This is a genomic window from Intrasporangium sp. Soil_C_50 (genome assembly GCF_057656595.1).
In genome coordinates, this window is record NZ_JBDGKB010000006.1 from 217759 (window position 1) to 228641 (window position 10883).

Sequence of the window (10883 nt, forward strand, 5' to 3'; positions counted from 1 at the left end):
TCAGGCCCCCGCGACCGGGGCAGCGGCGTCCCGGAGATCGCGCACCTGCGCTGACACTTCCGCCGCCACCTCACCGGCCAGCCTGGCGTTGGCGAGGACGAGCTCGACGTTGGCCCGCAGCGACTCCCCGCCGGAGCTCTCGTGGAAGTACTCGAGCAGGCGCGGCGTCACGTCCTTGCCGTGCACGCCCTCGCGCTCCAGCAGGGCGAGGCCCTCGGCAACGAGCCGGTCGTGCAGGTCGCGGTCGACCTGCCGGTCCTCGGGCAGCGGGTTGGCCAGGACGATCCCGGCGCGGTCGGTGCCGAGCCGGTCGCGCGTCACGAGGACCCGAGCCGCGTCGGCGGCCGACTCGACCCGCCAGGGCACGGGGTGCCCCGAGTCGGACAGGTAGAACCCGGGGAAGGCGTCGGTTCGGAAGCCGAGCACCGGCACCGACAGCGTCTCGAGGGTCTCGAGCGTCCCGGCGACGTCGAGGATCGACTTCACCCCGGCGCACACGACGAGCACCGGCGTCGACGCGATGACGCCGAGGTCGGCCGACACGTCGAACGTCTCGGACGCACCCCGGTGGACGCCGCCGAGGCCGCCGGTGGCGAAGACGCGGATGCCGGCGAGGTGTGCGAGCGCCGACGTGGACGCCACGGTCGTCGCGCCGGACAACCCCAGGGCCGCAGCGACGCCGACGTCGCGGACCGACAGCTTGGCGACGTCGGGGTCGGTGCACACCCGCTCGACCTCGGCCGGCCCGAGGCCGACGTGCACGACGCCGTCGAGCACCGCGATCGTCGCGGGCACCGAGCCGCCGGCGCGCACCGCGTCCTCGACCTGCCCGGCCACCTCGACGTTGTCGGGGTGGGGGAGCCCGTGGGCGAGGATCGTCGACTCGAGGGCGACGACGCCGAGCCCCGCGTCGAGGGCTTCCCGCACCTCCTCCCGGACGACGAGCAGCTCGGGCGAGGGCATTCGGGGCGACATGACCACACCCTAGTTCGGCGCCGTGGGTCCCGACCGGTGTCCGGATGGGCTCCCGCTGCGCGGGCACGCGGCACACTCGCGCAGGCCCGGCAGCGCATAGATGAAGCAGCACGACACCCGACGCGGCTCCGGCCCGGTCGCGTGCCCGGCGGCCCCGGCGGCGAGCCGGGACGCGCTCGCCCACGTGTCGTCGACGACGCCCCAGCGCTGGCGCGAGCCCATCCGCACCTCCGGCGCGAACGCGTCGACGACCTCGTGCACGAGGTCCTCGTACACGGCACGGGCCCGCGAGGCCCGGCGGTCGGCGGCCGGCTCCACCTCGAGCGCGGTCCGCGCGGGGTCGACGACGAGTCGGTGCGGGTACAGCCCGGGTGCGAGCTCGAAGCCCAGCCCCGACGCGTCGGGTGCGAGCACCCACGGACCGAGCGCGGCCGCGTGGGCCAGGGGCGTCGCGGCCACCTCGCACCACCACTGCAGCACGAACGCGGCGGGCACGTGCGACGCGACCGGCACGCCGTGACGTTGCTCCATCTGTCCGCGAAGCGCCTCGCGCCAGGGCGCCAGCGGATCGGACCCCGCGCGCACGTGGGCGAGGACGTCGGCGCACCACGTCGTCGCGGCTGACGCGTCCGGCGTGACGGTCGTGAAGGACAGCGCGCGGTCGACGCGTCGCAGCACGTCGAGGACGGCGGCGGCTCGTCCGCGAGGGCCGTCCGGGTCGGCGCCCGTGGCGTCGCGGGGCAGGCCCGACGCGTCCGCCTCCGGCCCGTCCACGTCGCCTCCCAGGGGTCCGTCGCCGCGTGTCGCCCACACCGACGTCCCCGGGGGTGCCGGGGCTCGCACCATCCTCTCGCTAGAATCCCGTGATCGTGACCGACGCCGCCCTGCCCCTGCCCTTCGACGCGATCGGACGCGTCGTCGACCAGCACGAGGCCGAGCTCATCGCGTTCCGTCGCGACCTGCACACCCACCCCGAGCTCGGGCGCGGCGAGGTCCGCACCACCGCGGCCATCGCCGACCGGCTCGAGACCGCCGGCATCCGGGTGCGCCGGCTGCGCGGCACCGGCCTCGTCGCCGACCTCGGCGCCGCCGACCCGGCCCAGCGCATCGCGCTCCGCGCCGACATCGACGCCCTGCCGATCCGCGAGGCCACCGGCCTCGACTTCGCCTCCGGCACCGACGGCGTCAGCCACTCGTGCGGCCACGACGTGCACACCACGGCCCTGCTCGGCGCGGCGCTCGCGCTGAAGAACGAGGAGGCCCGGCTCGTCGCGTCCGGCATCGGCGCCCGGCTCGTCTTCCAGCCCGCCGAGGAGCTGATGCCCGGCGGCGCCGAGGACGTCGTGGCCCAGGACGGCCTCGTCGGCGTCGACCGCATCTTCGCCCTGCACTGCGACCCCAACCTCGACGCCGGACAGGTCGGCCTGCGCGTCGGTCCCATCACCGCGGCCGCCGACCAGGTCGAGGTCGTGCTCATCGGACGCGGCGGTCACACCTCCCGACCCCACCTGACCCAGGACCTCACGTACGCACTCGCCAAGGTCGTCACCGACGTGCCGGCGGTGCTGTCGCGGCGTCTCGACCCCCGCGCGGGGGCCGCCCTCGTCTGGGGCTCGGTCCACTCGGGGGGCGCCCACAACGTCATCCCGTCCTCGGGCAAGGTCGGCGGCACGCTGCGGATGCTCGACGCGAGCATCTGGGACGGCGTCGAGCGCCTCCTCGAGGAGGTCGTCCACGCCGTCGTCTCGCCGTACGCGGTGCACGCCGAGGTCACGATCACCAAGGGCGTTCCGCCGGTCGTCAACGACGCCGGCTGCATCGACGCGCTCACCGCCGCCGTCACCGGCGCGGGGGCCTTCGTCGCGCCGACGCCGCAGTCGCTCGGCGGCGAGGACTTCGCCTGGTACCTGACCCACGTGCCCGGCGCGATGGCGCGTCTGGGCACGCGCACCCCCGGCGGTCCGACGTACGACCTGCACCGCGGCGACCTTGTCGTCGACGAGGCCGCCATCCCCATCGGCGCCCGGACGCTCGCCGGCGTCGTCTTCTCCGCGGCCGCCGCCCGCACGGCCGACGCCGACCGTCCGCGCCGGCTCGGGATCGCCCGCTGACCCACGGTTCCGGCAGCTCCTCAGCCGCGTGTTTCCCGGGCACTTCCTGCACGCCATGACACAGATCACCGAGCGTGTCCTGTCGATCTCACGACACAGCGGTCGCGGATCGATAACACTTCCCGTGACTTCCGCCGCGCTGCGTAGATCGTTGCCCGTCGAGGTCTACAGTTCCCTGCATCTGGGCCGATGTCGTCGTCGGCCCGTCGAATTTCCTAAGGAGCACCTCTTGCGTCACGCAACGAAGGTCGCGGCTGTTGTCGCCGCCGCCGCTCTCGGCCTCGCGGCCTGCGGTAGCAGCACCAACAACACGACGTCCCCCGGCAGCACGGGCGGGTCCACCGGCGGGGCCGGCGGCACGCTCAAGATCGGTATGGCCTACGACGTGGGTGGCCGCGGCGACCAGTCGTTCAACGACGCCGCCGCTGCAGGCCTCGACAAGGCCAAGACCGAGCTCGGTGCCGACACCAAGGAGGCGGCTGCGGTCAACGGCGAGCCCGAGTCGGCCCGCAAGGAGCGCCTGCAGCAGCTCATCGACGCCGGCTACAACAACATCGTGGCCGTCGGCTTCGCGTACGCCAAGGCGGTCGGCGAGACGGCCAAGGCCAACCCCGACGTCAAGTTCGCCATCGTCGACGACGCGTCGCCCGACTCGGCCGGCCCGAACGTCGACCAGATCACCTTCGCCGAGGAGCAGGGCTCCTACCTCGTCGGCGCGGCCGCGGCCCTCAAGACGAAGACGAACCACATCGGCTTCATCGGTGGCGTCCAGACCGACCTCATCAAGAAGTTCGAGGCGGGCTACGTCGCCGGCGCCAAGGCGGTCAAGCCGGACGTCAAGATCGACATCAAGTACCTGACGCAGCCGCCGGACTTCTCGGGCTTCAACTCGGTCGACAAGGGCAAGGCCGCGGCCGACGGCATGTACCAGGGCGGCGCCGATGTCGTCTACCACGCAGCCGGCGGCTCCGGCGGCGGTGTCTTCACGGCGGCCAAGGCGGCCGGCAAGTGGGCCATCGGCGTCGACTCCGACCAGGCCAAGACGGCCCCGGCCGACGTCCGCGACGTCATCCTCACCTCGATGATCAAGAAGGTCGACGTCGGTGTCTACGACTTCATCACCGCGGTGAAGAACGGCACCTTCAAGGCCGGCAACCGGGTCTTCGACCTCAAGGCCGGCGGTGTCGACTACGCCACGACCGGTGGCCACATCGACGACATCAAGAGCAAGCTCGACGAGTACAAGCAGAAGATCATCTCGGGCGAGATCACCGTCCCGAAGTCCTGATCGTCCTGATTCTCGGAGGGGAGCGGCCTTCGCGGTCGCCCCACCGGGCGGCCCGGGCGACGCGTGCGCGTCGCCCGGGCCGTCGCATCTTCACCCGAGTTCCCCACCCGGCACGGCGCGGCGCGTTAGGTTCGCGAGTGCTGGTTCAATACTCGATCGACGCCCGCGTCGAGGCGGGCCCGCATGAGGAGTGTGTGTCATCGTCAGCAACGAGCCCGTGACCGGGGGCGAGCCCAGCGAGCCTCCGAAGGCCGTCCACCACGGCGCCCCGGCCGTCCGGCTCGAGGGCATCACGAAGCGCTTCCCGGGCGTCATCGCCAACAAGGACATCGCGCTGACCGTCGACAAGGGCACGGTCCATGCGATCGTCGGCGAGAACGGCGCCGGCAAGTCGACCCTCATGAAGATCCTCTACGGGGTCCAGCAGCCCGACGAGGGCACCATCGAGGTCGACGGCCAGGTCCGCCAGCTGCGCTCGCCGTCCGACGCCATCGAGGCCGGCATCGGCATGGTCTTCCAGCACTTCCAGCTCGCCGACAACCTCACGGTCCTCGAGAACGTCGTCCTCGGCGCGGAGAAGCTGCACGGCATCGGCGACGCCGCCCGCGCCAAGATCCGCGAGATCTCCGAGGCGTACGGCCTCGACGTGCGGCCCGACGTCCTCGTGGCCGACCTCGGGGTCGGCGCCCGCCAGCGCATCGAGATCCTCAAGGTCCTCTACCGCGGCGCGCGCATCATCATCCTCGACGAGCCGACCGCGGTCCTCGTGCCGCAGGAGGTCGACGAGCTCTTCGACAACCTTCGCGAGCTGAAGTCCGAGGGCCTGACCGTCGTGTTCATCTCGCACAAGCTCGACGAGGTGCTCAAGGTCGCCGACGCCATCACCGTCATCCGACGCGGCACGACCGTCGCCGAGGTCGACCCGACCGGTGTGACGCCGCGCCAGCTCGCCGAGCTCATGGTCGGCTCCGAGCTGCCCTCGCCCTCCACGGAGGAGTCGACGGTCACCACCACCCCGCTGCTGACGATCGAGGACACGTCGCTGGCCGACCCGGCCGGCGGACGCGCCCTCCTCGAGGACATCGACCTCACGATCCACGCCGGCGAGATCGTGGGCATCGCCGGGGTCGAGGGCAACGGCCAGGCCGAGCTCGTCGAGGTCATCATGGGCATGCGCGAGCCCTCGAGCGGCCGCATCCTGCTCGGCGACGCCGACATCTCCGACTGGCAGGTCCGCGAGATCCGCGAGGCCGGCATCGGCTACATCCCCGAGGACCGTCACCGCCACGGGCTGCTCCTCGAGGCCCCGCTCTGGGAGAACGTCGTCCTCGGGCACCAGACCGAGGCGGTCAACGTGTCGGGGCCCGGCGGCATCCTCGTCAACGCCTCTGGCGCCAAGCGCGAGACGCAGACGATCGTCGACGAGTACGACGTGCGCACCCCCTCCATCAACGTGACCTCCGGTTCGCTGTCGGGCGGCAACCAGCAGAAGCTCATCATCGGCCGCGAGATGCGCCGCAATCCGCGCGTCCTCGTCGCGGCCCACCCGACCCGCGGCGTCGACGTCGGCGCGCAGGCCGCGATCTGGGACCACATCAAGGCGGCCCGCCGCGACGGCCTCGCCGTCCTGCTCATCTCGGCCGACCTCGAGGAGCTCGTCGGCCTGTCCGACACCATCCGCGTCATCCTGCGAGGGAAGCTGTCCGGTGAGTTCGACCCGGACGTCGTGACCCGCGAGGAGCTCGGCGCCGCCATGACCGGGGCGCAGTCCGCCGACGTGTCCACGACGCCCGCGCCCGACGCGTCGACCGACGCCCCGCCCGCCACGCCCGCTACGCCCGGTACGCCAGCCACGCCTGACGCGTCCAGTGACGCCGCTGCCGCCGTGCCCGACGCGTCGACCGACGCGCACGATGCCGGTACCCACGACGAGGGGGAGACCCGATGACCGGCCGCCTGGACGCCCGCCGCATCCTCATGGCGATCGCGGCGCCGCTCCTGTCGATCGTCGTGGCGGTCGTCGTGACGAGCATCATCCTGTACGTCGCCGGGGACCCCGTCGGTGCCGTGTGGGCCCAGCTGTTCAAGGTCCCGTTGCCGCGTCAGATGGTCGCGATCATCAACGCCGCCTCGGTGTACTACCTCTCCGCGATCGCCGTGGCCATCGGCTTCCGGATGAACCTGTTCAACATCGGTGTCGACGGCCAGTACCGCGTCGCCTCGTTCGCGGCAGCGCTCTTCGCCGGCCAGGGCTACCTGCCCGGCTGGCTCAACATCATCGTCGCCATCATCGTCGCCATGGCCTCGGGCGCCGTCTGGGCCGGCATCGCCGGCGTCCTCAAGGTGACGCGAGGCGTCTCCGAGGTCATCTCCACCATCATGCTCAACTCGATCGCGACCCTGCTCGTCGCCTTCCTGCTGGGCAAGACCGCCGAGAAGGTCCAGGGCAGCAACGCGACCAACACCAAGCCGCTGCCGGCGGACTCCCGCGTCCCGGGCATCTCTCTTGACGGCATCATCGCGACCCCGAGCAAGGTCTACGGCCTCGTCCTGCTCGCCATCTTCGTCGGCGTCCTCTACTGGTTCGTCATCAACAAGACCCGGTTCGGCTTCGACCTGCGCGCGACCGGCCGGTCCGAGTCCGCGGCCGTCGCGAGCGGCGTCAAGGTCAAGCGGATGGTGCTGACGTCGATGTTGATCTCCGGCGCTGCAGCCGGCCTCGTCGGCATGCCGCTGCTCTTCGGCCAGGACTACGTGTACGGCGACACCGTCCAGGCCGGCCTGGGCTTCGCCGGCATCGCCATCGCCCTGCTCGGCCGCAACAACCCCATCGGCATCGGCTTCGCAGCGCTGCTGTTCGCCTACCTCGACGCCCAGGGCAACGGCCTGCAGATCAGCGCCGGGGTCAGTGACCGCCTCGTGCTCGTCATCCAGGGAGTCATCGTGCTGTCCGTCGTCATCGCCTACGAGGTCGTTCGCCGCGCGAACGTCGCCCTCGAGCAGCGCCGCGTCGCCAGCGAGCTCGCCCGGCAAGCCGGTGCCCCGACGGAAGGAGCGGTGGCATGAGCGCCCCCGTCATGACCGAGACCGCCCCGGCCGCGGCCCCGCCGGCCAAGCGCACCGGCCGGCCCCGGTGGTTCTGGGCGGCCATCATCGTCGGCGGCCTCCTCGTCCTCTCGACGGTTCGCGTCATCACCGGCGCCAACGACATCGACTCCTCGGGCGCGCTCATGGCTGCCATCGGTCTGGCCGTCCCGATCGGCCTCGCCGGCCTGGGCGGCCTCTGGAGCGAGCGCGCCGGCGTCGTCAACATCGGTCTCGAGGGCATGATGGTCCTCGGGACGTGGGGTGGTGCCTTCTTCGGCTACCACTACGGGCCGTGGGCGGGCATCCTCGGTGCGATCCTCACGGGCGTCGTCGGTGGCGCGGTCCACGCGCTCGCCACGGTCGTCTTCGGCGTCGACCACATCGTGTCCGGTGTGGCCATCAACCTGCTGGGTCTCGGGGCCGGCGCCTACCTCGCCGTCCGCACCTTCACCGGTCTGCCGGGAGGCGGCCCCACGCAGTCCCCGCCGCTGGAGCAGCTGCCCTTCCTCTCGATCCCCGGGCTGTCGGACCCGCTGCTCACCCTCGAGCAGAAGCACTGGTGGCTGGTGTCCGACCTCGCCGCGGTGCTCCGGGCGCTGACGACCAACCTCAACGTCCTGACGGTCATCGCCGTGCTGCTGCTCGTCGTGACGTGGTGGGTGCTGTGGCGCACGGCCTTCGGCCTGCGGCTGCGCTCGTGCGGCGAGTCGCCGGTGGCGGCCGAGACGCTCGGCATCAACGTCTACCGCTACAAGTTCACGGCGGTCCTCGTCTCGGGCGGCCTCGCCGGGCTGGCCGGCGGCTTCCTCGTCCTCGTGGCCAGCAACCTCTACCGCGAGGGCCAGACGGGTGGTCGAGGCTTCATCGGCCTCGCCGCGATGATCTTCGGCAACTGGCGACCGGGCGGCCTGGCCGGCGGCGCGGCTCTCTTCGGCTACAGCGACGCGGTGCAGCTGCGCGGCGGCGGTGACGTCGTCCGTGCCTACCTGCTGCCGATCGCCGTCGCGCTCATCGCGTGGGGCATCTGGCAGGTCGTCCGGCGCCGGCAGGGCAAGCCGCTCAAGGGCGTGCCGATGGTCGTCATGGGTGTGCTCGCCCTCGGTTGGTTCCTGTCCGCGCCGAGCGTGCCCAACGAGTTCACCGCCATGACGCCGTACGTCGCGACACTGCTCGTCCTGGCCTTCGCCTCGCAGCGGCTGCGGATGCCCGCGGCCGACGGACAGGTGTACCGCAAGGGTGAGGCGTCGTGACCGACCAGGCCGGTGCCGACTGGGAGTCCCTCCGGCGGCGCGCCGTCGAGCTCATGGAGCGCGCGTACGCCCCGTACTCGCACTTCCGGGTCGGGGTGGCCGGTCTCGTCGACGACGGACGCGTCGTGGCCGGCTGCAACGTCGAGAACGCGGCCTACGGCGTCGCGCTGTGCGCCGAGTGCGGCATGGTCTCCGAGCTGCACGCCACCGGCGGAGGCCGTCTCACCCACGTGTTCTGCGTCGGGGGAGACGGCCAGGCGCTCATGCCGTGCGGGCGCTGCCGTCAGCTGCTCTGGGAGAACGGCGGCCCCGACTGCCTGCTCATGACGCCGGAGGGCGAGCTGCCGATGTCGGCCGTGCTGCCGCAGGCGTTCGGGCGCGCCGACCTCGACGCCGCGGAGGGCTGAGGAGGACGGGCAGGCCCGAGGCCGGGTCTGCCCGTGGCGGAAACCGGCGGCCCCGCTCCGACGCGTGCCGCGCTGGGGAATGATGGTCGCGTGAGCGAAGCCTTCGATGCCGTAGACGTCATTTCCGCCAAGCGCGACCGGTCCGAGCTGACCGACGCACAGATCGACTGGGTCATCGACGCGTACACGCGCGGCGTCGTCGCCGAGGAGCAGATGTCCGCGCTCGCGATGGCCATCTACCTCAACGGCATGAGCCCCCGCGAGATCGCGCGCTGGGCCGACGCGATGATCCGTTCGGGGGAGCGGCTCGACTTCTCGTCGCTCTCACGCCCGACGAGCGACAAGCACTCGACCGGTGGCGTCGGCGACAAGATCACCCTGCCCCTCGCACCGCTCGTCGCGGCATGCGGCGTCGCGGTGCCGCAGCTGTCCGGTCGCGGCCTGGGCCACACCGGCGGCACCCTCGACAAGCTCGAGTCGATCCCCGGCTGGCGGGCCGACATGTCGGCCGAGCAGATGCTCGCCCAGCTCGAGGACGTCGGTGCGGTGATCTGCGCCGCGGGCTCCGGCCTCGCGCCCGCCGACAAGAAGCTCTACGCCCTGCGCGACGTCACCGGCACGGTCTCGTGCGTCCCCCTCATCGCCACGTCGATCATGAGCAAGAAGATCGCCGAGGGGACGGGCTCGCTCGTGCTCGACGTCAAGGTCGGGTCCGGGGCGTTCATGAAGGAGCTCGGGCAGGCGCGCGAGCTCGCCGAGACGATGGTGCGCCTCGGCACCGACGCGGGGGTCAAGACCGTCGCGCTGCTGACGAACATGAGCACCCCCCTGGGGCTGACGGCGGGCAACGCCCTCGAGGTGCGCGAGTCGGTCGAGGTGCTCGAGGGCGGCGGACCCGACGATGTCATCGAGCTGACGCTCGCCCTGGCGCGCGAGATGGTCCAGGCAGCGGGCGTCGACGTCGACCCGGCCGACGCGCTCAAGGACGGACGGGCGATGGACGCGTGGCGCCGGATGATCTCGGCGCAGGGGGGAGACCCGGACGCGCCGCTGCCGACGGCGAAGGAGACCCACCACCTGCTCGCGCCGGCCGACGGGGTCCTCGTCGAGCTCGACGCGCTCGCCGTGGGCGTCGCCGCGTGGCGCCTCGGCGCCGGCCGGGCCCGCAAGGAGGACCCGGTGCAGGCGGGTGCCGGCGTGGAGATCCACTACAAGCCGGGAGCCACGGTGCGTGGGGGAGAGCCCCTGCTCACGCTGCACACCGACGAGCCCGACCGCTTCGAGCGGGCCGTCGCCGCGCTCGAGGGCGGCATCCTCGTGGCGCCCGAAGGCTCGCGCCCGGTGCTCGACCCCATCGTCATCGACCGCATTGCCTGACCGGATCCCGTTGTCCCCGAGCGGTGGACGGGGTAGGTCGCCCGCTCGGGGCACCCGGATTTGTCTTCGGCCGGGTCCACGGGCTAACGTTTACGACGTCAGCCCGACAGGGCGGAACGGACGCCGAGGCGGCCGGGTCCCGGGGACTGACACCGATGGGAAACCCGCCCTGATGGACGGGGGCTGTCGGACCCGCCAGACCCTCTCCGGAGGGTCGCGTGAGGTGCCTCTTCGGAGCGGCTCGCGAGTTTGACTCAGGTCGAGACGGCGGGTAAGTTTGAAGGGTTGCCCCGGAGGCCGGGCCCGCGATGGTGGGTGTGGTTGATGGTGTGTGTCTGATGCTTGAGAACTCAACAGCGTGTCAAAAATCGATGCCAATACCTCGTCT

9 protein-coding genes are annotated in these 10883 nt (G+C 71.9%); 7 read left to right on the plus strand and 2 right to left on the minus strand.

The annotated features are described in order from the left end of the window. Together AC3A5R_RS15180 and AC3A5R_RS15185 are read right to left on the minus strand one after the other, a co-directional pair. Entirely contained in the window at nucleotides 1-975 is a 975-nt protein-coding gene (locus AC3A5R_RS15180; RefSeq protein WP_487621603.1) for a pseudouridine-5'-phosphate glycosidase, read from the minus strand. 9 nt (nucleotides 976-984) lie between these two features. Next, on the minus strand, nucleotides 985-1749 hold the full coding sequence (locus AC3A5R_RS15185; RefSeq protein WP_487621604.1) for a (2Fe-2S)-binding protein: 765 nt from the start codon (nucleotides 1747-1749) through the stop codon (nucleotides 985-987). A 95-nt stretch (nucleotides 1750-1844) separates the two neighbouring features. On the opposite strand from AC3A5R_RS15185, the gene AC3A5R_RS15190 reads away from it, so the two are divergent. The 7 genes from AC3A5R_RS15190 (at nucleotide 1845) to AC3A5R_RS15220 (ending at nucleotide 10495) form a co-directional block, all read left to right on the plus strand. Next, the gene (locus tag AC3A5R_RS15190; RefSeq protein WP_487621605.1) at nucleotides 1845-3086 is read left to right on the plus strand and encodes an amidohydrolase; all 1242 of its coding nucleotides are present in this window, start codon (nucleotides 1845-1847) and stop codon (nucleotides 3084-3086) included. 229 nt (nucleotides 3087-3315) lie between these two features. Further along, entirely contained in the window at nucleotides 3316-4374 is a 1059-nt protein-coding gene (locus AC3A5R_RS15195) for a BMP family lipoprotein (RefSeq protein WP_487621606.1), read from the plus strand. A gap of 217 nt (nucleotides 4375-4591) precedes the next feature. Next, the gene (locus tag AC3A5R_RS15200) at nucleotides 4592-6322 is read left to right on the plus strand and encodes an ABC transporter ATP-binding protein (protein ID WP_487621607.1); all 1731 of its coding nucleotides are present in this window, start codon (nucleotides 4592-4594) and stop codon (nucleotides 6320-6322) included. Next, complete coding sequence (locus AC3A5R_RS15205; RefSeq protein WP_487621608.1) at nucleotides 6319-7440, plus strand: ABC transporter permease; 1122 nt, start codon at nucleotides 6319-6321, stop codon at nucleotides 7438-7440. Before AC3A5R_RS15200 ends, AC3A5R_RS15205 begins: the two co-directional genes overlap by 4 nt. Then, nucleotides 7437-8711 (plus strand): ABC transporter permease, encoded by a 1275-nt coding sequence (locus AC3A5R_RS15210; RefSeq protein WP_487621609.1) that lies wholly within the window; start codon nucleotides 7437-7439, stop codon nucleotides 8709-8711. Before AC3A5R_RS15205 ends, AC3A5R_RS15210 begins: the two co-directional genes overlap by 4 nt. Beyond that, the gene (locus AC3A5R_RS15215; RefSeq protein WP_487621610.1) at nucleotides 8708-9118 is read left to right on the plus strand and encodes a cytidine deaminase; all 411 of its coding nucleotides are present in this window, start codon (nucleotides 8708-8710) and stop codon (nucleotides 9116-9118) included. The genes AC3A5R_RS15210 and AC3A5R_RS15215 overlap by 4 nt, the downstream gene beginning before the upstream one ends. A gap of 90 nt (nucleotides 9119-9208) precedes the next feature. Then, nucleotides 9209-10495, plus strand: coding sequence for a thymidine phosphorylase (locus AC3A5R_RS15220; RefSeq protein ID WP_487621611.1), 1287 nt, complete (start codon nucleotides 9209-9211; stop codon nucleotides 10493-10495). The last annotated feature ends 388 nt before the right edge of the window (nucleotides 10496-10883 follow it).

Excerpts from the sequence above, each read along its gene's own strand:
- AC3A5R_RS15180 (WP_487621603.1), bottom strand. The coding sequence starts at position 975 with ATGTCGCCCCGAATGCCCTCGCCCGAGCTGCTCGTCGTCCGGGAGGAG.
- AC3A5R_RS15205 (WP_487621608.1), top strand. The coding sequence starts at position 6,319 with ATGACCGGCCGCCTGGACGCCCGCCGCATCCTCATGGCGATCGCGGCG.
- AC3A5R_RS15210 (WP_487621609.1), top strand. The coding sequence starts at position 7,437 with ATGAGCGCCCCCGTCATGACCGAGACCGCCCCGGCCGCGGCCCCGCCG.